The 23677-nt window shown below is 41.3% G+C and carries 25 protein-coding genes; 14 read left to right on the top strand and 11 right to left on the bottom strand.

The window, feature by feature from the left end; genetic code table 11:
* The first annotated feature begins 12 nt into the window (after positions 1 to 12).
* The 4 genes from QL984_RS07330 (at position 13) to QL984_RS07315 (ending at position 4966) form a co-directional block, all read left to right on the top strand.
* Positions 13 to 2043: a methyl-accepting chemotaxis protein gene (locus tag QL984_RS07330; protein ID WP_036957146.1), complete on the top strand. Its 2031-nt coding sequence runs from the start codon at positions 13 to 15 to the stop codon at positions 2041 to 2043.
* Positions 2044 to 2114: 71 nt separating this feature from the next.
* The gene (gene ubiD / locus QL984_RS07325; RefSeq protein ID WP_013463739.1) at positions 2115 to 3581 is read left to right on the top strand and encodes a 4-hydroxy-3-polyprenylbenzoate decarboxylase; all 1467 of its coding nucleotides are present in this window, start codon (positions 2115 to 2117) and stop codon (positions 3579 to 3581) included.
* An 86-nt stretch (positions 3582 to 3667) separates the two neighbouring features.
* Positions 3668 to 4381 carry an NAD(P)H-flavin reductase gene (fre, locus tag QL984_RS07320; RefSeq protein WP_290172271.1) on the top strand — a complete coding sequence of 238 codons (714 nt, stop codon included), beginning with the start codon at positions 3668 to 3670 and terminating at the stop codon, positions 4379 to 4381.
* A gap of 171 nt (positions 4382 to 4552) precedes the next feature.
* Positions 4553 to 4966 carry a CBS domain-containing protein gene (locus QL984_RS07315; protein WP_013463737.1) on the top strand — a complete coding sequence of 138 codons (414 nt, stop codon included), beginning with the start codon at positions 4553 to 4555 and terminating at the stop codon, positions 4964 to 4966.
* 47 nt (positions 4967 to 5013) lie between these two features.
* Here QL984_RS07315 and add read toward each other — a convergent pair whose 3' ends face one another.
* The 8 genes from add to cyaY all read right to left on the bottom strand — a co-directional run bounded on the left by add (position 5014) and on the right by cyaY (position 14739).
* Positions 5014 to 6015 carry an adenosine deaminase gene (gene add / locus QL984_RS07310; protein ID WP_013463736.1) on the bottom strand — a complete coding sequence of 334 codons (1002 nt, stop codon included), beginning with the start codon at positions 6013 to 6015 and terminating at the stop codon, positions 5014 to 5016.
* A gap of 122 nt (positions 6016 to 6137) precedes the next feature.
* Positions 6138 to 8828 (bottom strand): ATP-binding protein, encoded by a 2691-nt coding sequence (locus QL984_RS07305; protein WP_290172269.1) that lies wholly within the window; start codon positions 8826 to 8828, stop codon positions 6138 to 6140.
* A gap of 48 nt (positions 8829 to 8876) precedes the next feature.
* The gene (locus QL984_RS07300) at positions 8877 to 9986 is read right to left on the bottom strand and encodes a heme biosynthesis HemY N-terminal domain-containing protein (protein ID WP_013463734.1); all 1110 of its coding nucleotides are present in this window, start codon (positions 9984 to 9986) and stop codon (positions 8877 to 8879) included.
* Positions 9983 to 11824 carry a uroporphyrinogen-III C-methyltransferase gene (locus tag QL984_RS07295; protein ID WP_013463733.1) on the bottom strand — a complete coding sequence of 614 codons (1842 nt, stop codon included), beginning with the start codon at positions 11822 to 11824 and terminating at the stop codon, positions 9983 to 9985. The genes QL984_RS07300 and QL984_RS07295 overlap by 4 nt, the downstream gene beginning before the upstream one ends.
* Positions 11824 to 12762: a hydroxymethylbilane synthase gene (gene hemC / locus QL984_RS07290; protein WP_013463732.1), complete on the bottom strand. Its 939-nt coding sequence runs from the start codon at positions 12760 to 12762 to the stop codon at positions 11824 to 11826. The genes QL984_RS07295 and hemC overlap by 1 nt, the downstream gene beginning before the upstream one ends.
* 71 nt (positions 12763 to 12833) lie before the next feature.
* Entirely contained in the window at positions 12834 to 13739 is a 906-nt protein-coding gene (locus QL984_RS07285; RefSeq protein ID WP_013463731.1) for a DUF2914 domain-containing protein, read from the bottom strand.
* A 23-nt stretch (positions 13740 to 13762) separates the two neighbouring features.
* Positions 13763 to 14419 carry an alpha/beta fold hydrolase gene (locus QL984_RS07280; RefSeq protein WP_138764498.1) on the bottom strand — a complete coding sequence of 219 codons (657 nt, stop codon included), beginning with the start codon at positions 14417 to 14419 and terminating at the stop codon, positions 13763 to 13765.
* Positions 14416 to 14739, bottom strand: coding sequence for an iron donor protein CyaY (gene cyaY, locus QL984_RS07275; RefSeq protein WP_013463729.1), 324 nt, complete (start codon positions 14737 to 14739; stop codon positions 14416 to 14418). The genes QL984_RS07280 and cyaY overlap by 4 nt, the downstream gene beginning before the upstream one ends.
* A 148-nt stretch (positions 14740 to 14887) precedes the next feature.
* Here cyaY and QL984_RS07270 point away from each other — a divergent pair, with 148 nt between their 5' ends.
* The 7 genes from QL984_RS07270 to QL984_RS07240 all read left to right on the top strand — a co-directional run bounded on the left by QL984_RS07270 (position 14888) and on the right by QL984_RS07240 (position 19943).
* Positions 14888 to 15067, top strand: a complete 180-nt coding sequence (locus QL984_RS07270) for a lipoprotein (protein WP_013463728.1) — start codon at positions 14888 to 14890, stop codon at positions 15065 to 15067.
* Positions 15068 to 16321 (top strand): diaminopimelate decarboxylase, encoded by a 1254-nt coding sequence (gene lysA / locus QL984_RS07265; RefSeq protein ID WP_013463727.1) that lies wholly within the window; start codon positions 15068 to 15070, stop codon positions 16319 to 16321.
* Between the two features lie 64 nt (positions 16322 to 16385).
* Positions 16386 to 17216, top strand: coding sequence for a diaminopimelate epimerase (dapF, locus tag QL984_RS07260; protein WP_290172264.1), 831 nt, complete (start codon positions 16386 to 16388; stop codon positions 17214 to 17216).
* Positions 17213 to 17824, top strand: a complete 612-nt coding sequence (locus tag QL984_RS07255; RefSeq protein WP_013463725.1) for a DUF484 family protein — start codon at positions 17213 to 17215, stop codon at positions 17822 to 17824. The genes dapF and QL984_RS07255 overlap by 4 nt, the downstream gene beginning before the upstream one ends.
* On the top strand, positions 17821 to 18765 hold the full coding sequence (locus QL984_RS07250) for a tyrosine recombinase XerC (protein ID WP_013463724.1): 945 nt from the start codon (positions 17821 to 17823) through the stop codon (positions 18763 to 18765). Before QL984_RS07255 ends, QL984_RS07250 begins: the two co-directional genes overlap by 4 nt.
* A 10-nt stretch (positions 18766 to 18775) precedes the next feature.
* Entirely contained in the window at positions 18776 to 19486 is a 711-nt protein-coding gene (locus tag QL984_RS07245) for an HAD-IA family hydrolase (protein WP_013463723.1), read from the top strand.
* Positions 19487 to 19583: 97 nt separating this feature from the next.
* Positions 19584 to 19943 (top strand): HopJ type III effector protein, encoded by a 360-nt coding sequence (locus QL984_RS07240; RefSeq protein WP_013463722.1) that lies wholly within the window; start codon positions 19584 to 19586, stop codon positions 19941 to 19943.
* Between the two features lie 14 nt (positions 19944 to 19957).
* On the opposite strand, the gene QL984_RS07235 is transcribed toward QL984_RS07240, so the two are convergent.
* Together QL984_RS07235 and QL984_RS07230 are read right to left on the bottom strand one after the other, a co-directional pair.
* On the bottom strand, positions 19958 to 20377 hold the full coding sequence (locus QL984_RS07235; protein ID WP_013463721.1) for a GNAT family N-acetyltransferase: 420 nt from the start codon (positions 20375 to 20377) through the stop codon (positions 19958 to 19960).
* 41 nt (positions 20378 to 20418) lie between these two features.
* Complete coding sequence (locus QL984_RS07230; RefSeq protein WP_013463720.1) at positions 20419 to 20724, bottom strand: DUF6482 family protein; 306 nt, start codon at positions 20722 to 20724, stop codon at positions 20419 to 20421.
* Positions 20725 to 20815: 91 nt separating this feature from the next.
* Between QL984_RS07230 and QL984_RS07225 the strand changes: the two genes are divergently transcribed.
* The 3 genes from QL984_RS07225 to QL984_RS07215 all read left to right on the top strand — a co-directional run bounded on the left by QL984_RS07225 (position 20816) and on the right by QL984_RS07215 (position 23210).
* A complete protein-coding gene (locus QL984_RS07225) occupies positions 20816 to 21508 on the top strand; it encodes a pseudouridine synthase (protein WP_013463719.1) in 693 nt (230 codons plus the stop codon).
* Between the two features lie 109 nt (positions 21509 to 21617).
* Positions 21618 to 21992, top strand: a complete 375-nt coding sequence (locus tag QL984_RS07220; RefSeq protein WP_013463718.1) for a BlaI/MecI/CopY family transcriptional regulator — start codon at positions 21618 to 21620, stop codon at positions 21990 to 21992.
* A 9-nt stretch (positions 21993 to 22001) separates the two neighbouring features.
* Positions 22002 to 23210, top strand: coding sequence for a M56 family metallopeptidase (locus tag QL984_RS07215; RefSeq protein ID WP_013463717.1), 1209 nt, complete (start codon positions 22002 to 22004; stop codon positions 23208 to 23210).
* A gap of 74 nt (positions 23211 to 23284) precedes the next feature.
* On the opposite strand, the gene QL984_RS07210 is transcribed toward QL984_RS07215, so the two are convergent.
* Complete coding sequence (locus QL984_RS07210; RefSeq protein ID WP_290172258.1) at positions 23285 to 23668, bottom strand: MAPEG family protein; 384 nt, start codon at positions 23666 to 23668, stop codon at positions 23285 to 23287.
* Positions 23669 to 23677: the final 9 nt, after the last annotated feature.

Raw genomic sequence — 23677 nt, 5'->3', positions numbered from 1 at the left:
GTTGATAAAGTTATGCATTCTATCGCTATAAAACATAAAATAATTTTAGCCTTTTCAGCTATTGGCCTGTTAATGCTCACCAGCTGCATATTTTTTTACTGGTCACTCCATCAAATCAGTACCACTAACTCGCGCATAGAAACGTTAGCGGTTCCGGTACAGCAAGCGAGTAAAGACCTGCGTTTATCGCTACTTTCAATTACTAAATTTAACGCCATTGCTTACAGCCAAACTAAACTTGATTTACTACTGCAAAATAAAAAGCAAGCACACGCAGAGCAAACACAGTTTTTTAATAAATTAGAGACGCTAAAAGCACAAGTTGCAAAGCAACAAAGTATGCAAACATTACTTGTTACTATTCATAATGACTTCACTAAACTAAACACTATAAGCAACGACATGCTTGCAGCAAAAGAGCAACGCTTTAAGGCGCAAAGTACCGCCGCAGCACTGACAGTTACCTTTAATGAACAGCTTCGCGATCTGAGTAACCAATTACTTGATATAGAGCTTATAAACGTAGCGGGCAACCAGCAATCGCTTTTAAATGCAGTTTTTGGCACAGCGACTCGAATTGATGATTTATTATTTACTCTAAACAATAATGTCAAAGGCATTGGGCAAGTAACCACCTCTGAAGATATCAATGCCCACCAACAGGACACTTCTTTTTTACTCGATAATATTCAATCTAATCTTAGTTATTTAGAGCAACAAGCCTCTCCTATTGCAAATAAGCTCAACGCCAATGAGTTAATAGCGGCGTTTAACGATTTAAGCAGCCTATTAAATAATCCTGATGGGCTGTATGCATTGCAGAACACTGTACTCAATAGCAAAGACAAGGTTGATCAGCGGTTTGAAAGTTTTCAACATGCCTTTATCATTATAGAAAATCAGCTAATTGAGCTTAATAAACTTGCAGACACGCGCTTTGACTCCCTGCAAGAGAGCGCTAAGTCAGCAATCAATACCGGCTCTAGCTTAGCTATTATTATTGCTTTTGTTTTAATTGTTTTGCTGGTTATTATTTCAGTGTTTACTACTAACGCCATGCTAAAACCACTTAAAAAGGTGAATAAAGAACTCGCACGTATAGCCTCAGGTGACTTTTCACAGCGTAGTAATCCTCTAAGTAAAGACGAATTTGGTACCCTACTGCATAATACCAATAAGCTTTGTGATGATTTAACTCACCTAATAAAAGGGATCAGTAACGACGCCTACGAACTCGATAATTCAGCCATTCAAACCAGTGAAAAAGGGCAACAAATGACCATCGTTGCTAAGCAACAGCTGGAACGCAGCGCACAAGCAACCTCATTAGCGCAACGTATGCTACAAAGCTCACAAGCCGTTTACGAACAAGCGCAGAGTACCTCAAATGAAATAACGAATGCCTCGCAGTTTGCAAATGATGTCAATGACATTGCAAACAACAATAGCCAAAGTATTGAATCTCTTTTAAGCCGCCTAGATAAAGCAGTTAGCAGCACCGAAGAGCTTGCACAATACACCAAACTGATTGGCGCTATTGTTGATACGATTAGCAGTATTGCAGAGCAAACCAATTTGCTAGCGCTTAATGCGGCCATTGAAGCAGCAAGAGCCGGTGAACATGGTCGAGGATTTGCCGTAGTGGCCGATGAAGTGCGTTCGCTCGCAGCACGAACACAAAGCTCCACTAGCGAAATAACCACCATGATCAACACACTACAACAACATACTCAGTCTACCCAAGCTGAAATAAATGATGGTCAACAACAAGCCAAACATTGTGTTGAAAACAGTACTGAACTAAATGCAGCCGTTGAGCGTATCAAAAGCACGTTAGTATCGGTCAATGCAATGAGCAAAGACATTGCCCATGCATCGCATGAACAACTTGCAAACAGCACTGATATCCAACAAATAATGGCTAAGGTAACCGATCATGCCACCTTAAATGCCGACAATGCGACGACCCTAGCAAGCGAAAGTGAAGATGTTAACCAACTTGCACACTCTTTAAAAGGTGCGGTAGAGCGCTTTAAGTTTTAAGTGCAAGTAATGACTTGGCTTGCATGAACTGGGTATAATACTTTTAACTTTTTGCTAAGTAACGGCCCACAATGAAATACAAAGATCTACGCGATTTTATCGATTTACTTGAAAAACGAGGCGAATTAAAACGCATCAGCCAAGAAATCGACCCGTATCTTGAGATGACCGAAATTGCCGATCGCACACTGCGTGCTAAAGGCCCCGCTTTATTATTTGAAAACCCGAAAGGGTATGACATGCCTGTTCTAGCTAACTTATTTGGTACACCTAAGCGTGTAGCAATGGGCATGGGCCAAGAAGATGTCAGTGAATTACGTGAAGTTGGTAAGTTATTGGCATTTTTAAAAGAGCCAGAGCCACCAAAAGGCATTAAAGAAGCCCTTGGACAAATTCCGGTATTTAAGCAAGTCCTTAATATGCCAGCCAAAGAAGTAAAAAAAGCGCCTTGCCAACAAGTTATTTTACAAGGTGACGATGTTGATTTAACCAAGCTTCCTATTCAGCATTGCTGGCCTGGTGATGCTGCGCCTTTAATTACTTGGGGTTTAACCGTTACCAAAGGGCCTTATAAAAAGCGTCAAAATTTAGGGATTTATCGTCAGCAGTTACTTGGCAAAAATAAAATTATTATGCGTTGGTTATCTCATCGTGGTGGCGCGCTTGATTTTCAAGAGTGGTGCAAAGAACACCCTGGTGAGCCGTATCCGGTATCAGTGGCATTAGGGGCTGATCCTGCCACAATTTTAGGGGCGGTTACACCGGTCCCCGATACATTAAGCGAATATGCTTTTGCCGGTTTATTGCGTGGCAGTAAAACGGAAGTGGTTAAGTCTATTTCGAATGATTTACAAGTACCGGCCAGCGCAGAAATCGTGCTTGAAGGGCATATTATGCCAGGTGAAATGGCACCTGAAGGCCCTTATGGCGACCATACGGGTTACTATAATGAAGTCGATGACTTTCCCGTTATGACAGTCACTCATATTACTCATCGTAAAGACCCTATTTATCACAGTACCTTTACGGGTCGTCCGCCTGATGAGCCAGCTATTTTAGGGGTGGCTTTAAACGAAGTATTTGTGCCAATTTTACAAAAACAGTTTCCAGAAATCGTTGATTTTTATTTACCGCCAGAGGGCTGCTCGTACCGTATGGCCGTGGTTACGATGAAAAAACAATACCCCGGGCACGCCAAGCGCGTAATGATGGGGGTTTGGTCATTCCTAAGACAGTTTATGTACACTAAATTTGTTATTGTCTGCGATGATGACATTAACGCCCGAGATTGGAACGATGTAATATGGGCTATTACCACCCGTATGGATCCTGCACGCGACACCACGTTAATTGAAAACACGCCAATAGACTATTTAGACTTTGCATCGCCTGTCTCTGGCCTTGGTTCAAAAATGGGCATGGATGCAACCAACAAATGGCCTGGCGAAACAACCCGTGAGTGGGGCGAACCTATTGTTATGGATCAAGCCACTAAAGATCGCGTTGATGAACTTTGGGATAGCCTAGGTATTCTTTAACGACTTTGGTCTAGGCTATAAACTCACCCTGCGGATATGCTACTATTGCTCAAATAAAGTGCGTATCCGCTAATTTAAGGTAAAACATGCAAACATTACACGCTGACGTTGTTTCTATCAGTCCACTAACAGAATTTGTTCATAAAGTTATTTTAAAGCCGCAGCAACCCGTCACATTTGAAGCTGGCCAATATTTACAATTGGTTTTAGGTGAAAAAGATAAACGTGCGTTTTCAATTGCAAGCCGTCCTTCACAAACGGATGCTTTAGAATTACATATTGGTGCTTCAGTTGCTGACTCATATGCTATGCAATCGCTAGAGCACCTTCGTAGTGCCCACAATAATAATCAAACAGTGACTATTGAAGCGGGCTTAGGTGTTTCTCAACTACGTTTGCAGTGCGAGCGCCCCATTATTTTACTTGCTGGCGGCACAGGCTTCTCTTACGCAAAATCAATGGCCGATCACCTTGCTGAAATAAATTGTCAGCGCCCAGTGCTATTTTATTGGGGTGTTAAAGAAGAGTCTGCGCTGTATGCACACAGCGAAATGAAAGCTTGGGCAGATAGTCATAAGCACTTCGAATTTATTCCTGTGGTAGAAAATCCTACTGACAGCTGGACTGGCCATACTGGTTATGTGCATAAAACGGTAATGGACGATATCATCTCGCTTGAACCTTACGATATTTACATGGCAGGTCGTTTTGACATGATAGGCATAGTGCGCGATGACTTTATTAGCCACGGTGCCATTCGCGAAAACATGTACGCGGATGCATTTGCTTTTATAAAATAACAGAAAATGCATCATTTTTAAGGCACCTTAGGGTGCCTTAATTGTTTTTATTGCCCGCCATTACCGCTGCGATGATTGTTATTACCTATTAAACTCATCAACATAAACAATTTCCTAAAATCCAATCTATAAACCATACTTTGTATAGAACATTCAGCGGGAGAAACCTAAATGCTAAATACAAAAGTAAAAGATTTTATGCAACACAAGTTGCCTCATATCACCCCTAATACAGAAATGACGACCGCCATTGCAGAACTACAAAAATTTAAATTGCTTGGTGCCCCAGTATTTGACGATAACAAGTTGCTAGTAGGTTTTATTTCTGAGCAAGAGCTTCTTAAACCCCTAATGCAAAGCAGTTATTTTTGTGACGGTATGGTAAAAGTATCGCAGTTGATGCAAACAGAAGTTGTGACGGTCAGCGGTGATACCAATATCATGGAATTAGCAGAACAAATGCAACCCGGTAAGCCAAAGAATTACCCTGTGGTTGATGGTGACGTTGTAGTTGGCATGATCAGCCGTGCCGATATTTTAAAAGCACTTTATGATAATTACGTTAGCTGTCAAACTCACATATAAACAAAAATGCCACTGTAAACAGTGGCATTTTTTTATAGTACAGGTGATTAACGCTGTGCGACTTTGGTTTTGAGTGCCTGTTTATCTGCATCACTTAAATACGCAATCTCAAGTGCATTGGCTTGCGCTTTTTCCATATCAGCTTGCGATAAACCAGCTTGTGGCGCTGCAGTTGTGTATTCGTACTCAATTTCAATCCCTTCAACAGCCGGATCATCGGTATTAATGCTGGCCAAAATGCCATGATCTAAAAACTGTTTAAGCGGATGCTTAGTTAAATCATTCACTGTGCTGGTTTGAATATTACTGGTTAAGCACGATTCAATACCAATACGGTTATCACGTAAATAATCCATTAGCGTTGAGTCTTCAATCGCTTTAACGCCATGCCCTATTCTGCTTGCGCCAAGCTCGTTTAATGCTTGCCAAATACTTGCAGCACCCAATGCTTCGCCAGCATGCACAGTAACCGCTAAATATGCATCGCGTACTTGTTTAAAGTGATCAACAAACAGTTCACCAGGGTAACCAATTTCGTCACCCGCTAAATCAACCGCGACCAAATCATTTTTAAAAGCAAGTAAAGCATCCAGCTCGTGTTGACAGGTTTTAACACCGTAAGTACGAGATAAAATACCAATTAAGTTTGCTTTAATATCAGCATCTTTTGTTGCACTTTTAATACCATCGACCACGGCTTCAACAACGCCCTGAGGATGTAAACCTTGGCTTTGTGCCATGTAGTAAGGGCTAAAACGTAGCTCTACGTAATCAAGGCCTTGCGCTTGTGCATCTTCAATGTTTTCTATTGCAATTCGTCTACAGGCATCGTAATCACCCAGTACCGTGACCCCCCAATCAAGCTTTTGTAAAAAAGCCATTAGGTTTGGCTCAGGATCAATAACTTGAACATGAGGAATAAGTGCCTCAACATTATCTGCTGGTAAAGCTATATTAAACTGACGACCAAGTTCTAGTATGGTTTGCGCGCGTACATTCCCATCTAAGTGACGGTGAATATCTAGCAAAGGTATTTTTCTATTAATCATAGTAGCTACTCGGTTGAGTTAAAATTGCGCGAATGATACGCAGGTACAGTAATATTTCAAGTGTAGAATATTTAAAATGGCGCTTGGAGGTCTTATGTCTGCCTTTTGTACAAAAATACGTGTTACTTATCTAAGCGAGATAAATAATACCAAAGCGTTTTAAATAGCTCATCAGCTTCAATAGGCTTGGTCATGTAGCTATCCATTCCAGAGGCAATCGCTTTTTGAGCGTCTTGTTCGTGAGCGTTGGCGGATAAACCAATAATAGGTAAATCAAAAAAACCTAACTCATTACGAATCACTTTTGTTGCTTGTAAACCATCCATATTAGGCATTTGAATATCCATTAATACTAGGTCGTAGTTTTTTTCGCTAAGCATCGCAATCGCTTCTAAGCCATCATTTGCGATATCAGCAATACCGTGTTTAGTTTCTAAAATAGCACTTACAACATGTTGGTTTAATGGGTTGTCTTCCACTATAAGTAATTGATATTTTTCTAAAGAAATATTACTCACATCAATTTTTGATAAAGCATCAGCACTGTATTTGGCTTTTGGCAGCGATGAATGAACTGGTAAGCTAAAAGTAAACGTAGATCCATGCCCCTCACTGCTTTTTAAATCAATAGCCCCTCCCATCAATTCGACCAATTTTTTACAAATACTCAAACCTAAACCAGTACCACCGTACTGACGTGACGTTGAGCTATCTGCTTGAGAAAAGGGTTTAAAAAGCTGTTTTTGAGCTGCAGAGCTAATGCCAATCCCGGTATCGTTAACACTAAAATATGTCATTTTTGATGATTGCCAAATCTTTAACGTAATACAGCCCTTTGCGGTAAATTTTACTGCATTATTTAATAAATTAAGCAGAATTTGCTTTAAACGAATAGGATCGGTATTGAGAATTAAATGCGCATCGCTGTCATACTCTAATTTTAAAGAAAGCGATTTACTCTCCACCTCAAATCGCATTAAACCGACGATGTCCTCGGCTAATTGCTTGAGGTTCACAGGCTCTTGCATTAACTCAAGTTTACCGGCTTCCATTTTAGAAAAGTCGAGTACATCGTTTAACACTCTTAATAATACACTTAGAGCACCATCAGCTTGCTCTATATAGCCTTTTGCTTGCTGCCAATCCTGTTGTTGTAGCGCTAGATAGTGCATACCCTTTATGCCATTTATTGGCGTGCGTATTTCATGACTCATGTTGGCTAAAAACTGACTTTTTATAGCACTGGCTTCATCGGCCTTTTGTTTTTCTTGGCGTAGCGTGAGTGTTTGCTTTGCCACTTGTTCGCGAATCCGAATATTGGTAGCCGTCACAGAGATCAAAAATATAATCAACAACCACACAAATAACATACCCACTATTTGCGCTAGCCAGTATATGAACCACGATGATTTTAAAACGGGTTGATGCAGCTCAACGCGCCACATTCGCTGACCAATTAACAACTGATATTTTTTTAGTAACACCATAGAATGATGCTCTGCAATATAAAGTGCCTGCTGTTTTTCAGCATTATTAATATCAAAAAAACTAATCGCAATACGCTCATTAGAGTCAAACGACAGCGACTTAGAAAGTTTAGCTAAGCTAACCACGGCAACAACAAATCCTTTAAAATCGCCTTCTGTTACCACATTTCCAAAAACGGGATACATAAAGAGTACACTTAATCCATCGTTATTCGGTATCAGTGCTGTCGGTTCACTGATCACCAATTCATTAAGTACTTTAGATTTAGTGAGTGCTGTGCGTACTTGCTCGTTTGAACCTAAATCAAACCCAACAATATCTTTCATTCCCCTAAGTGGGTTTATATATTTTACGGGGTAATAGAGCTCTCGATAGGGGGCTTTTTGCCATTGCCCATTCGCTGATTTTTGTTTGATAAACGGGTTTTCGCTATCAACTTGCTCAATCCATGATTGATACTCGGCACGAGAATCATCAGTAATCGCAGGAACCCATTTAAAAGCAAGTATTTCTTCACTGTAGCTTAATTGTTTAGCTGTAAACTGCGTAAACTCACTAAAACTAACGTCTTCACTATTTGCTAAAAAACCACTTAATAAAGATAGATGCGCAATGATCTCATCTAACTTTTGATTTATAGCGCTTTGAGTCGCAAGCACTTTCGTTTCTTGCTTTTGAGTGTCTTTTTGTTTTTTTACACTCGCTGCACCATAAAAACTAATACTAATAATCGCATAAATAAGTAATGCAGGAACAATAACTTGTAGTCGATGGCGCATTTCAGAATAGTGAAATACAGCTAATAGCAATGGGGTAAAAATTAATACGCCAATGCTGTCACCTATCCACCAAGTAGTAAAATTATCCAGCGCATTCGCAGCAGGGATGATCTGGTTAAATACTAATAAACTCGTGCCAGCAATAGCGCCTATAACACAGCAGACAGGACCTGCAATTACTAAGCTTTGAATACTTAATTTTAACGATGAAAGGTCTAGAGGGGCTTTTATTACTTTTGTAATTATTTGCGCGCCAAGCCATGCTTGCAAAAAAGCAGCGAAGCTGAGGCCCACTGCATGTAACAAAATTTGCCAGTTTAAAATATCTGTAACATGGTCTAAATGAATTAAATTAATCAGTAAAGAACCAGCAATAATGCCTAAGTAAGCGCGATGGCGCCATAATAAAAAACTGGCTAGTGCAATGCCTGCAGGTGGCCAAGAAGCCACGGCATAACCGTCAACTGCGAGTAATAAATTACTAAGATAACCAGTAAAAAAATAAGCGCATGCAAGACTAAAAGAGAGTGTAAACACATTTTTCATAGCCTTCGCTCCTGCGCTTTTAATTATTGATTTATAAAATATAATCCATTATTGATAGAGCACAAGCGCCTTATCTAATTGTGCGCTGTGTTTATAGCTTAGTATAGCTTGTTGTCGATACTGTGATTTGTTATCACTATTAAGCGCTTTGTCGAATACTCGTGCAGCTAAATCATAATCACCTTGGGCATTCGCTAAACACGCCAGCGCTAATAATAACGCGTTATTGTGCTCGTCTTTTTTCAACCGTTCTTGAATGCTTGATTGCAGCTTGTAAGCATTACTTGGCGCAGCTTCACGTAAAATGTCGGCAAGTTCAGTGTGGTGCTTAGCGTGTTTGAGCATTTTATTTAACTCGTTTTCAATACTCGCCAACTGCCCTGTTTTTGCCATTTGAGTTAAGTACGCAGTGTGCGCATGTGCTTGCAATTTCTTACCTAATTGCTGGTACTTACTGGTTAGCTCATCACTCGCTTGAGCAGCAAAATAAGCTAAAAACACCTGCTGCCACTGCTTATCGCTCAATGCATCTTTACGTAATAAGCGCGGTAAAAAGTCTTCTAATATTTTAAAGTGCTGCTGTTGCACCAACACTTCAGTGTACAGTTTAAGCTCAAGTACCGTGGCTTTTTTAGATTCAGCCGCCATCCGTATTTGCGGTTCAATAACACTGCTGTCGCCACTGGCTAACCATAGTTTAGCCACTTTTAGTTGCTGCTCAGGGCTTATTTCAAACAAGTATTCCAGCGCTTTATCGGGTTGATTATTTGCCAGTGCAGCTTTTGCTAGTAACGCCAAACGTATGTCTAAAAATTTAGCTGGCACACTGTTACTTGATAACGCGCTTTCCACTTGCGCGTAATCGTCATTAATCAAACTCCAAAGTGCTTGCTCTATAGCTGCATGCTTGCGCTCTTGGCTGCGAGCAAAAAATCCATGTTTGGTATTTCTGTAAATAGATAAACAGTAGCGTACGAGTTTGTAAGTTAAATACAAAGCTGCTGCGCTCAGTGCCGCCATAATACAAAACGAAACAATCGTACCTTCTATGGTGGTGTTATTAAATGAAATCAGTACATAGCCTTTTTCATCTAACACGAAAGGAGTGATCGCTAATACCAATACAATAGCGACAATAAAAATGATCAACCCTATCATTGTGCCCACTCCTTAACTTGCTGAGTACTTTGCAATGTCACCTCAGGGTTAAAGTTAAGCGGCTCTTTTTCAAGGTTTACTAAAGTTTGTAGTACCACTTTTGTGGCATTATCATCTTGCTTAAAGTATTCAGTAACTAAACGTTTTGTGTCGTTTAAGGCGCTAAAATAGATGCTGGCTTGCTTGCTCATTAGTGCATCTTGCGCCTGAGTAATATTGAGCTTTATGCGCTGATTAATCAGGTGGCGCTCTCTATCAGTTAATAGCGGCTCTATTAATACCCCTTCGTGATGGCGAATTGTAATAAAGCTATCAACTATTTTATTCCAGCTATTTCGGATATTTTGCTGCCAATCACTCATATTTTCAGAGAGCGCGTTTTCGTCAGTTACTGACGCTTCTTCTGGCAAATTAACCGCATTAAATACCAAGTTATCGATACGATCTCTAACACTATTTAACTGTAAGTAAATCGCCTCTGTCGCAACGGGTTTAATGCTATCGAGCGTTTGTATGTCTTGTATAATTGCTTGGCGCAATTCAAGCGTGCCTGGGTGGTCGCTTAAAAGTGAATCTAAACGTTTAAGCACTGCACTTGTGCCTTGATAATCTTGTTCAGCCCACAATTTAAATTCAGCCATGCGTTGTAAGCTGGTCACTTCTTGTGGGTTTAATGTGTTACCACTTTGCTGCACTTTTTGCAGTGCTGCTTTTAATGCTTGCTGATTTTTTACAGAGTTTTCATTAAGCGCCATAGCAGTTTGCTCTTCGCTCTTTTGTAACGCTTGCTGAAGACTGAGTTGCTCAGACTTAAGCGCTTGCAGCTCTTGCTGCAATATCTTATTTTGCTCTGATAATGCATTAACCGCTAAATTTTGCACTTTACCGGCATTGAGCTTTTGATAAAACTCATAACCCACGCCACTGGCAACAAGTAACGAAATCACCAACGCTAAACTCCCCACCTTACTCACTTTATGGGTATTATTTTGCGTTTGATTATTGGCTTTTGCAGTGTCGTTTTTAGCGGTATTAGACGTGTTATTGGCTATTGGTTGCGCTGCTGCTTTTTCTACTTTTGACGTCGCTGACTGTTCACTCATTTTGCTACCTTGCTGATTAATGCAGGCAAACATAGCGTGGTCGCTAGCCCCTGCCGCAGTATGTATATGTGTCGAATTTATTTTTTGCTGTTGTAAATAATCGCCAATACGCTCACTGGCAACATAAAATTCGCACTGTTGTAACCATGTTAGTTGCGCCGCGGTAAGGGTATTAAAAATGGCATCAACGGCGGCATTACTAGTAATGACTATACCGTGTACATTCTGGCTTTGCCAGTGGTCTATCCAGTCAGCGGATTGTTGCGCTACCGGCTCGCGCTGATACACCACACAATTATTTAAAAAAGCACCGCGTTGTTTTAAGGTTTTTGCTATCTCAGGCCGCCCACCAATGCCTTTAACCAACACGATATTACTGCCATCAACCTCAGCCAATGACTTAAGCGCCAGCAACCCCTCAGAATCATGTTGTTTTGGCAAAGCAGCACGTACACCAAATACTTCATAAATGGTGTCGGCAGTTTGTTGGCCAACACCATAAAACTGCGCTTTGGTGTTAATTGCAGGCTTAAGCGCACTCAGTGCATGTACTGCATCTTGCGAAACAAAAATAATTTTGTCGGCATTAACCAACGGGCTTAGCTCAACGCTGGTTGGGGTTAAATACGTTATTTTTAGAACAGGACATAAAGACGCTTGATAACCCGCTTGCTCAAGTTGCTGTGCAAGGGCTGCGCCTTTTCCTTCGGGCCGAGTTATCAAGATGTGTTTCATTATGCGTCTCGATATACGTCAGCAAGGATTTTATCTGCGCCTTGTGCTAAGAGTTTTTTAGCCAGCTCAACTCCTAATTTTTCCGCATCATCAACATGCCCACTAATTTCATCGCGTAAAATTTCGCTGCCATCAATCGCCCCAACTAAACCACGTAAATGCACTTGCTCACCATCAACCAATGCATAAGCACCAATCGGAACTTGGCAGCCCCCTTCTAAGTGGCGGTTCATTGCGCGCTCGGCATTAACACGAATACGAGTTTCACTGTGCTCCAGCGGAGCTAATAAGGCTTTAGTAACTTCATCATTTATACGGCATTCAATACCGACAGCACCTTGACCATTAGCAGGTAACGACACTTCTGGCTCAATAAAGTCACGAATACGTTCACCCATTTCTAAACGAATTAGCCCAGCCGCTGCGAGTATAATCGCATCGTATTGACCACTATCAAGCTTTGCTAAACGTGTATTTACATTGCCACGTAAGTCACGAATTTCTAAATCTGGACGCAACGCTCTGATTTGGCATTGGCGACGTAAACTTGAGGTGCCAACAATGGCGCCTTGCGGTAACGCATCAATATTGGCAAAATTATTTGAGACAAACGCGTCACGCGGGTCTTCACGCTCACAAATAACGTGTAACTCTAAATCATCTGGAAATTCGACTGGCACGTCTTTCATTGAATGCACTGCAATGTCTGCTCGCCCATCAAGCATGGCTTGTTCTAGTTCTTTTACAAATAAGCCTTTACCACCAATTTTAGCCAGTGGTGTATCTAAAATAATGTCACCTTGAGTCGACATAGGCACCAGCTCTACACGCACGTCATCGTGAAAATGCTCTAGCTGCGCTTTTACAAATTCAGCCTGCCACAGTGCCAATGCACTTTTACGAGTAGCAATGCGAACTAACTTTGTTTTTTCAGTCATAAAATATCCATCAATAATTACTGGGGTCTGTTGACCTTCCAGGATTAAAACCTGTTCTATCTGAGGGCGATTTAATCAGCTAAAATTCTAAATTCTTTTTGCGCAATGAGTAAACCTCGCTCATCAACCACATCAACGCGCCAATTCCCTAACTGGGAATCCATAATATTTTTAGTTGAGTAAGTTCGGTAGCGCGGAGAAGTAACTTTGAGCGACACTTCCGCCATCACTTCGCCTTCAAATAACCAAATATGCTTTACCTGCTGACCTTGTAAGTTTTTAAGCTCACTAAAAAATGACAATGATTCTTCAAATTGGCCTAAACGCACATCGGCGGCAAATACATTGGTTGGTTCACGATTACTCACACTGCGCGTCAATACGGCTCGGCTAATAGTAGCGGTATCTATTTTGGCACCAATGGCCACACTCGCAACTTGTGCTGATTCAGCAAATACTTTTTGCTCAGCCTGTTTTTCACTGGCCGTTTCGGTTTCAGGCGTTTGGTTATCTGTTGCAGCCATGGCTGCTTCTTCAGGCTCAGCAGTGAGCGTTGGCTCTACTTCTTGCTCAATAATACTTTGTTGAACTTCAGGCTCTGTTGTTACTTGTTCGGTAATAGGAGCTGGTTTTTGCTCATCTGGGGAAAGGATTTTAGGTGCTGCAATTGCGACACTGCTCAGCAGCTCCTCATCAGCATCTGTTGCGTTTTCACTCTCTGCTGATGCTGCAGTATCATCGCTTAACGACACAATTGCTATTTGTTGCTCAGTAGAATCGAACTGCTCATTAGGATGCGGCGCCCCTTGATCAGCATTCACAGCGCTAGACAGGCCGTAAATAACCGCTGCAGAGGTCATAATCACCAACATAGAAATACTCACAATCCGACGCCAATGCCACTCATAGCTCACGCTGGGTTCGCTAACCTGTGGTTCACGTTTTACATTTGCTGTTATTACTATTTTTTGACTCATTTTGACCCTCAGCGGCTCCTAAACTAACTTAAGCGAGAAATTAACCATTGGCGCACAGCTTGTAACTCTTGTGTACAAACCTGATGCCCCATAGGGTATTCTTGCCAACTCACATCCATGTTATGCGTTGATAATACTTCAAACGCACTTCTACCCGCGCTATGCGGTACAACGTCATCTTGGCTCCCATGAGCCATAAATATATTTAGCTGTGTTTGCTTTGCTTCATCAGCCAATTTATGTGGCACACACATATAGGTTGATAGTGCCATAACGCCAGCAAGCTTTTGCTCTAAACGCGGGGCTAAATGTAGCGATATGACGCCACCTTGTGAAAATCCCGCTAAAATAATTTTGTTCGCCGGTATGCCGTTAGCAATTTCTTGCGTTATTAATTGCTCAACTTTTGCTGCAGACTCCCTAACCCCTTGTTCATCTGCACGTTTGTCTAAATCCATCGATTTAATGTCATACCATGAGCGCATCTGCATACCGCCGTTAATAGTAACAGCCTGCATAGGCGCATGCGGAAATACAAAACGCACACCTAGTTCACTGGGTAAATCGAGCTGTGGCGCTACTGGGGCAAAACCATTACCTGAATCACCCAAACCATGTAACCAAATAACCGTGGCTTTATGCGTCCCCTGAGCTGGGTATTGAACAAACTCTAAACTCATAGCGATGATTGCCACTTAATTTCTTGACCCGCTTGACGTGTTGACGCTTCATTGATGAAACTCCAAAACTCTGCGCCTGAGCGGTTATCAATCCATTGACCATCACGCATTTCAAAATGGTGACCATTAAATTTTGTTGCCACCCACACTTGATGCAACGGTGCTTGCTTATTAATCACAATTTTACTGCGATCTGGAAAAATAATTTCTAAAATACCTTGAGCCGATTCATAATCTAAATCTGCTTCACAATCATCAACTTGTTCTTCAATTGTGAACATAAGAGCTTCTGCTAACTGGTGATATTCGTGATCAGTCATCGTTAATTTCCTTTGCAGGCAAGACGCCTAAATAATGGGTGCATGTTTGTACAGCTAGTGTAACAGGAATAAAATCATCCGCGAATAGCTGCATTTTTTAGATATTCTGTTACTCTGCGATTATAAAGCCAGCAACCGTATTAATCTAATGAAAGCGACATATACCTTACAATTAAAACAACTATTAATCAGCACCGTTTTGTTGTGTGCGTTAGCTGGCTGTGGTCAAAGCGGCCCGCTGTACTTACCAGAGCAGCCTACTGAACAAAATCAGCCAACAGACACCCCCAACAAGCAAACACCTATTGAGCAAAAACAGGAGCAGTAAATGGATTTTTTTAATTATAAAAACAACCAACTATTTGCTGAAGATGTCAGCGTAGCAACGATTGCACAGCACTATGGTACACCGTGTTATGTGTATTCAAGAGCGACGTTTGAACGCCATTATTTAGCGTTTGCCAATGCAGCTCAAGATCATAAAAGCCTAGTGTGCTACGCCGTTAAAGCAAATTCAAATATTGCAGTATTAAATATACTGGCGCGACTTGGTGCGGGTTTTGACATTGTTTCAAAAGGCGAGCTCGCGCGGGTCATCAAAGCGGGAGGCGCAGCCAATAAAGTGGTGTTTTCTGGGGTTGCTAAAACCGCTGACGAAATTGCTTATGCGTTAGAATTAGGTATTAAATGTTTTAACGTTGAATCAATCTCAGAGCTTGAGCGCATTTCAGAAGTAGCGTGTGAGCTTAATCTAGACGCGCCAATTTCTATTCGTGTTAATCCTGATATTGATGCTAAAACACACCCGTATATTTCTACTGGCCTAAAAGAAAACAAATTTGGCATTGGTATCGAAACCGCGTTAAGTGTGTACCAACATGCTGCGTCGTTACCTGGCTTAAATATAGTTGGGGTTGATTGTCACATTGGCTCACAGCTGACACAAACCAAACCGTTTTTAGAGGCGCTTGATAAACTACTGGCATTAATTGATGAGTTAAAAAATGCAGGTATTGAGTTAAGCCATTTAGATATTGGTGGAGGCCTTGGCGTAACCTACAACGACGAACAGCCTCCCCACCCGAGTGAGTATGCAGCACAAGTAACACAGCGCCTTACTAATTATCGCCACCTTGAACTGATTTTTGAACCAGGGCGAGCTATTGCCGCCAACGCTGGGATTTTAGTGACTCAGGTTGAGTTTATTAAGCAAAATCAAGACAAGTACTTTGCGATTGTTGATGCGGGTATGAACGACATGTTGCGCCCATCACTTTATCAAGCGTGGCAAAAAATTATTCCTGTATCGGTGCGTGATGACGAAACACCTACCCACAACTATGATGTAGTTGGGCCGGTGTGTGAAACCGGTGACTTTTTAGGTAAAGACCGCCCTCTAGCACTCAAACAAGGTGACTTATTAGTGCAGCGTAGCGCTGGAGCATACGGCTTTACAATGAGTTCAAATTATAACTCACGCCCACGGGTTGCCGAAATAATGGTAGATGGTGAGCAACATCATCTTATTCGCGAACGCGAAACCATCGAGAGCCTGTACCAAGGTGAGAAAATTTTACCATAAACGTTTTTGTTACCTAGCTGCTCTGTGGCATGATTAGCGCAGAGCAAAACCGAATTAGAGCGCTATGTTAGTTAATTTTTCCAAAATGCACGGCTTAGGTAACGACTTTGTTGTGATTGATAATATTACACAAAACGTTTTTTTATCCCGTGATCAAATCAAAAAGCTGGCCGATCGCCATTTCGGCATTGGGTTTGACCAATTACTGATGGTTGAAGCCCCTTACTCACCCGATCTCGATTTTCACTATCGGATTTTTAATGCCGACGGCCACGAAGTAGAACAATGTGGTAACGGCGCCCGTTGCTTTGCCCGCTTTGTGCGCATGAAAGGCTTAACCAATAAACATAAAATTAGCGTTTCAACTAAATCGGGTAACCTCACCCTGTATATTGAAAAAGACGGCCAAGTAACGGTTAACATGGGACACCCTAATTTTGAGCCGAGTAAAATCCCGCTTAAAGCAACCAAACGTGAGCTGACTTATATTATTCGTGCAGAAGAACATACCGTTTTTAGTAGTGCTGTTTCTATGGGTAACCCGCATTGCGTCATGGAAGTAGACGACATTGAAACGGCACAAGTGAGTACCCTTGGCCCGTTGCTTGAAAATCATGAACGTTTTCCACAGCGCGCAAATATTGGCTTTATGCAGGTTATTTCTCAAGAACACATTAAACTCAGAGTGTGGGAACGTGGTGTAAGCGAAACACTTGCTTGTGGTACCGGTGCGTGTGCCGCTATGGTGATTGGCTTTATTCAAAACAAGCTCACCAGCACAGTGCAAGTTGATTTACCAGGCGGTAGCTTACAAGTTCGCTGGAGTGGCGAAGGCCACCCAGTGCGTATGACAGGCCCCGCTGAACATGTATTTGATGGGCAAGTTGCACTATGAGTGAATTAACTAAACAGCAAGTAATAGATTACTTACAACAGCACCCTGATTTTTTAATAAATCAACCTGCGCTATTAGCGCAACTTGAGTTACAACAGCAAGTTCAGGGGGCGACTTCGTTAGTACATATTCAGCAACGTCAACTACGTGAACATAATACTCAGTTAAAACATCAAATCGAGACGATGACCAAGCATGCCACGCAAAATGAACTCGTGTACCGCTTGTTCAGTCAATGCCATCGTCAGCTTTGGAGCAATTATGACTTTAATACTTTGGCAAGTAACTTACGCAACATTATTTGCATGAGCCCGACTATTAATGAGTGCAAACTCGTAAGATACGACAGCACGTTTGAGGGCTTAGTAAAGCATAGATTGTCAGATAGTAATCATTATTTAGGGCGGGTAAATCAGCAAGAGCGCGACTTACTCTTTAATGATGATACCCAATCGACTGCCCTGTATTTAATTGGTGAACCCACTAACCCTTATGCTATTTTGGCTTTTGGCAGCCACGATGAGAACCACTTTGAGCCCTCACAAGATAACTTATTTGTGTTAGATTTTGTACGCTCATTACAAATACGGTTACTGGAACTGGCATGAGCGACGACACGCCAAATATTAGCGACTTAAGCGATAGCTGGCGTACACCCATTACATTATTTAGTGATTACTTAAAATTTGAACGCCAGTATTCAGCGCACACCGTCAATCAATATGTTAGCCAATTAGGTTTTGCCGCCTTGTATTTTAATAAGCTATGCGACAATTGGTTTGCCGTACAAAGTGAGCACATTCGCCGTTACAGCATGGCGCTGCGCGCTAAGCAACTGAGCGGCAGAACAATCAGCTTAAAGCTAAGCTGCATTCGAAGTTTATATAAGTTTTTAAAAGCAAAAAATATTACTGAGCAACCGCATTACCATAACCCCGCGCAAGGGATAAAAGGCCCTAAATTTGCCAAGCCTTTACCTAAAAATCTTGATGTTGACCAAATGGCACGTTTACTCGAAATCCCCGATGACGATCCACTTGCCATTCGAGATAAAGCCATGATGGAACTCATGTATTCATCAGGTCTGCGCATTAGCGAGTTAGTTGGTGCTAACATGCAGGATATAAACGCCCGTAATGGTGAAATACTGGTACGTGGTAAAGGTGCAAAAGAACGGCTAATACCGGTTGGCTCTAAGGCCCTTGAGGCATTAAAGAAATGGCTCGCGGTTCGGCCGCTATTTATGGGCGCAGACGAACACGCGGTATTTTTAAGTAGTAAAAAAAACCGTATCTCTGTGCGCCAAGTCCGTTTGCGAATGCAAGAATGGGGCATTAAACAAGGTATAAGCTCACAAGTGCATCCGCATAAATTACGCCACTCATTTGCGTCGCATATTTTAGAATCGTCTGGCGATTTACGAGCAGTACAGGAGCTATTAGGCCACAGTAGTTTATCTGCAACCCAAGTTTATACTCATTTAGATTTTCAGCACTTGGCTAAGGTGTACGACAACACCCATCCACGTGCTAAAAAACGAACCGATTAGGGTAATAACCATGATCCGATTTAATCGCGCAATTTCTCCTTTTTCTGTACTAAGCTTTGACTTAGACGACACCTTATACGACAACCGCCCAATCATAACCGCAGCCGTTCAGGCGCAAATTGATTATTTAAATGCGCTGCCAGGCTACAAAAAACAGGGGCCACAGTTTTGGCAACAATGCCGTGAGCGAGTTGTTCAACACCAACCTGAACTCATTGATAACGTCACTCAGTGGCGTAAACATACCCTACGCTTAGTTTTGTCTGAGCTTGGTTTTAAAGACGATGAAGTAGAGCATCATGCACACAGTGCTTATCAAGCATTTGCTGATGCGCGCAGTAATATTGAAGTGAGCGAAGACGTACTAACATTGCTCGATAAACTAAGCCAGCACTACAAATTAATTGCCATTACTAACGGTAATGTAGAGGTTGAGCGTTTTAATTTAAAAGATAAGTTTGAACTGGTGCTGCAAGCTGGCTTGCACGGTAAAGCTAAACCACATACGACCTTATTTGATCAAGCTGCAACACATTTGCGTATTAACAACAGTGAAATTTTACACATAGGTGACAGCCTTGATAGCGATGTGCAAGGTGCTAATAACGCTGGCTGCCAGTCTGTGTGGTTAAATAATCAAGCACAAGCCTATGCCTACAAAGGACTTGCTGATATTGAAATAACCAACATTCATGCGTTAACCCACTTAATTGGTAAATAAACTATGCTTGTTTTATTGGCTCAATTGAATATAAATCAATCATAAGATAGGTTAGGGGTAATTACTTAACAATATCTTATAATAACAAGGACAGCGTATGACGCTCACAAACTACTTAACAACGCTCGCGAATGAGCCTAAAAGCATTGCTTTTGCTGATACTATGGCCGTTATTGATGAGCATTATACTTTTACAGCGTGCAGTTTTAGTAACCATGGGTTATTGAGCTCTGCGAGTGAAAATAACGGTTCATGCAAAATTTTTGCGTTTGCTAAGCTCAATGGTCTTAGTAAGCAAAATACATTAGATTGTTTTGGGGCATTTTATCGCGAAGACGTACTAAACAACCCAGATGCAGACGATCACATGAATATTCGCACCTTTATGTTAGCGCCTGAAGCCACCCCATTTTTAGGTATTACCTTTGATGGTACGCCATTAACAGCAAAAAAATAACGCTCCAATCAGCGTTATTTAGCCACTATTAGCGGTTTTTCCATAAAGTAACGAGTGCCATTAAGTGGGTAATTATCAAGTTGATATTTAACTTGGTAACCCCGTTTTTCATAAAAAGGCTTGGCTTGAAAATCTAAGGTGTCAAGCTGAGCCTGAGCAGCGCCTTGTTCAATCGCCGCGTGTTCTAATGACATTAATAACGAATCGGCCAAACCACTGCCCCGCGCAGATTCATCGCACCATAGCCAGCTTATTAGCAACCAGTTACCAAACACATGACCGCTTATGCCTGCAACTAACTCACCTTGTTTATCGAGATATTTAAAGCCAAGAGGTTGACGCTGTGCGTCGAAGTGCTGAGCATTAAACTCAAGCATGTGCGCGCGCAGTGCTTGATTTAATTGCTCAGAATTATCGGGATGTAATAGGTACATTGGATGATTCCAAATAGACCTATATTAGCAAATACCTGATATTAAAACAGGTTGTTTTGCCCAAAGGGCACTTCGAGCATATTACTGGAAATTTTTTCTGGTTGACCACACATTTCATCATAAGCACTGGTGTGCCTTAGCATCATTTGTGCATAGGCGATATCTTCAAAGCGTTTTTGAATATGTAATGGGCTTAGTGCCTTCACAAATTCACCATTACTTTCTTGTACATAGTATTCAACATTATTAATGACAACAGACACTTGGTACAAGGCCATTTCCAGTGAATGAACAACCACTTTTTGTAATGGCTGATGCTTTTTTAGTTCTGAAAATTGAATACCCATAGTAACCTACCTACTGTTAAATTAACTGTCCAAGTAATCAATACGCAGCTTTGCTATAATCGCGATCAATATTTTTTAATTACACGGCATTATGGATACAAAAATTCGACTTGCTAAATACATTGCTCATGCCGGTATTTGCTCACGAAAACAAGCGTCGCGCTTGATTGATGAAGGCGTTGTCATCGTTAATAATCGCCCCGCTAATCATATTGATCATGTGGACGAAAACGACCGTGTTATCGTTAATGGTCACGCCATTAAAGGCCCAGCCGATTTAGTGTACTTTGCCTATCACAAACCGGTAGGGATTGACTGTAAACTCAATCATCACGACCCCAGCAGCCTTATTCATCACCTGCCTCAACTTACCCGTGTTTACCCTATTGGCCGCCTTGATAAAGATTCTCGTGGTTTAATTATCTTGACCAACGACGGAGACTTTTGTAATCAACTGATTCATCCAGACTTTCATCAACCTAAACGCTACTTAGTCACTGTGAATAAACCATTAGACGCGCATTTTTGTGAAAAAATGGCGGCAGGCGTCCCCGTTGATAAGCAAATAACACGACCTTGTGAAGTAGTTAAAATAGCGAGTAATCAATTTAGTATTGTTTTAAAACAAGGGCTCAACAGGCAAATACGTAAAATGGCGCATTACTGTGGCTACACAGTCATTGATTTATACCGCGTACAGATCAGTGAATTACTATTAGATAATTTAAACCTCCCAGAAAACCACTTTATAAAAATTAACAAAAACGATATTTTAAGCCAATAAGCTCACACTAATCCCCTTCCTTTAGCGTGATTAAAAAACAAAAAATAAACTTGCAAAAATAGATTACAGGCGTAGTCTTAAATAAAAGATTACACTTGTAGGCAATAAAATGATCGAATTATCAAAAGCAGAATTTGAAGTGCTGGATGCACTCTGGATTAACTACCCCGCCACAGCCAGCCAAATTATTGAGCGTTTAAGTGACGATAAACAATGGCACGAAAAAACCATTAAAACCTTATTGGGTCGTTTAGTAAAAAAAGGCGCGCTTAGCTTTGAAAAAGACGGCCGCCAATATATTTACACCCCCTGTATAAAGCGTGCTGATTATACTTTAAAAGAGAGTAAGAACTTCATAGAGCGCTTTTTTAGTGGTCGTATTGCCCCTTTGGTAAGTGGCTTCGCTAAATCGGAGCAACTCTCTCAGCAAGATATAAACGAGCTTAAAAAAGTCATTGATGACTGGGAAAAGAATCAAAAGTAAGGAGTTAGCATGGCGATTCAAATAGGATTTAATTGGCTCATTGAGCAGCAGCTATTATTAAGTCTGTTGTTTGCAGGGTTTGTTTTACTGGAGCGCTTTGGCTTAAAAACCCTTGGTTCACGCTTTGTGTATAAATTAGCTTGGTTAATACCTGTATCAGTTCTGTTGGCTAATTTACCTAGTGCAATTAAGCCACTGCAAAATAGCGGCATTAGTTACCATTTAATTACGCCTAATCAGGTACTTACAAACGGTTTAAGTGTTAGTTGGGCGCTACTGTATGTCATTATTACCACGGTCTTATTAATTGCCGCTGTTGTTACCCATACCCGATTTGTTAAAGGCCTACAGCTCACTGAATTAGCGAACTTTAAGCAGGTAATAACCGGAGTAAAAACTTATACCAGTGCTCAGGTGGCTACGCCCATGGTCATTGGTGTTTTTAATAGCAAACTGGTATTGCCGCACAATTATAATACTCAGTTTGATAATACTACTCTGGCGCTTATTCTAGAGCACGAAAACGTGCATATAAAGCGCAAAGACAACCTTATAAATGCGGTGCTATTACTGGCTACAATTTTATTGTGGTTTAACCCTCTGGCTTGGATGGCTTACGCAAGCTGTAGACGTTTGCAGGAGCTAACTTGTGATGAACGGGTACTAAGCAATAAAACCACACAGCAACAAATTTTATACAGCAAAGCCTTAATAAACTGCGCTGCCAATGCGCCAGCGGGTCTGATGGCTTATTCACACTACGGAGATAAAAAAACCATGTTACAACGACTTACTAATATCAAACATAACGGCGCACATTCGCGCCTAGCAAAAGGAAGCGTGTTACTTATCGCTGCGAGCTTGCTCAGTGGCTTAGCTGTAGCAAAGCAACCTGAAGCATCAGCTAAAAAAGAAACATCTATCGCTCCCGTAATGCGAATCGAACCGCTTTACCCAAAACAAGCGGCGGAACAAGGCATTAGCGGTTCGGTGGTATTAAAATACGACATAACCCCAGCAGGCAAAACAGCTAACATTAATGTTGTAAAAGCTGAACCAGAAGCAGTCTTTAACAAAGAAGCAAAAAGAGCACTTATGCAATGGCAATATACACCTTCATCAATGGGACAACAAAACGTACTAATACAACTTGATTTTGCACTCAACAGTACAGTTACAAAAAGTGATTTAATAGAGCGGGTTAACATATCGCATTAATGGGAATAGGTGTTTAAGACTATAAAGCAAGCACCCTTTTAGGCTGCTTGCTTTGTGGTTTTTGCTTATTCTCGTTATAAACTGACGGCGATCATGCCAATAGCGGTGCCTATTCCTACCAGCCAAGTGATCGAGCGAATAATATCGAGGTTTAAATAATAAAAAGTACAAAATAAAATACGCGCTACAATATGCGTCATCGCTAAAGTTTCGCTTACGGCATTAACATTGTTTGTGCCTAATACAGCAGCCAAAGCAACGGCAAAAACCGCTAACGATTCAAAACAGTTTTGATGAGCAGCCAGCGCCCGTGCTCCGAGTCCTGTAAGTTGTGTTTGTTGTTGCCGCGGATGTTTATTATCGTAACCACCGAGCTTATTCATTTCTATAATAGCTGGGATTCTCGCAACATAAGGCATGATCACTGCAATTAAGGCGCAAACCAATAAAATCGTCATTATAATTCT

Origin of the sequence: Pseudoalteromonas sp. APC 3495 (assembly GCF_030407645.1) — a bacterium.
In the GTDB taxonomy this organism is placed as follows: domain Bacteria; phylum Pseudomonadota; class Gammaproteobacteria; order Enterobacterales; family Alteromonadaceae; genus Pseudoalteromonas; species Pseudoalteromonas tetraodonis.
The sequence above is the reverse complement of the archived record's forward strand: the minus strand, read 5'-3'. Positions and strand labels throughout refer to the sequence as shown.